This is a genomic window from Mycobacterium sp. 1245111.1 (genome assembly GCF_001673405.1).
GTDB lineage: Bacteria > Actinomycetota > Actinomycetes > Mycobacteriales > Mycobacteriaceae > Mycobacterium.
The window spans coordinates 1-547 of sequence record NZ_LZLV01000033.1 but is presented as its reverse complement, the minus strand read 5'-3'; the positions used below and the strand labels follow the sequence as shown (position 1 = coordinate 547).

Sequence of the window (547 nt, the reverse complement as noted above, 5' to 3'; positions counted from 1 at the left end):
CTGGCCGGTCGTGGGCGGACATGTTGCGGCCACCAGAACCAACGTCCGAGCAGTGTGGCCAGCGACGGCGTCATGAAAGACCGGACGATCAGGGTGTCGAACAGCAGACCCAGCGCGATCGTCGTACCGACCTGACCCATCACCTTCAACGGGCTGAAGGCGAACGTGGCCATGGTGGCGGCGAACACCAGCCCGGCCGAGGTCACCACCGACCCGGAACCGGCCATCGCGCGGATCGTGCCCGTCTTGAGCCCGGCGTGGATCTCTTCTTTGAACCGGGATATCAACAACAGGTTGTAGTCCGAACCGACGGCAAGCAGCACGATCACCGACATCGCGAGCACCATCCAGTGCAGTTTGATACCGAGGAAGTATTGCCAGACGAGCACCGACATGCCGAACGATGCCCCCAACGACAGCGCGACCGTCCCGACGATCACCGCCGCCGCGATCAGACTGCGGGTAATGATCAGCATGATGATGAAAATCAGGCAGAGCGAACCGATTCCGGCGATCATCAGGTCGTACTTGGAGCCGTCCTTCCAGT

1 protein-coding gene is annotated in these 547 nt (G+C 61.6%); it reads right to left on the bottom strand.

The genetic code is table 11. The annotated features are described in order from the left end of the window. Window positions 1-547, bottom strand: a 547-nt coding sequence (locus A5658_RS29270) for an MMPL family transporter (protein WP_156751257.1), incomplete at both ends; no start/stop codon positions are given.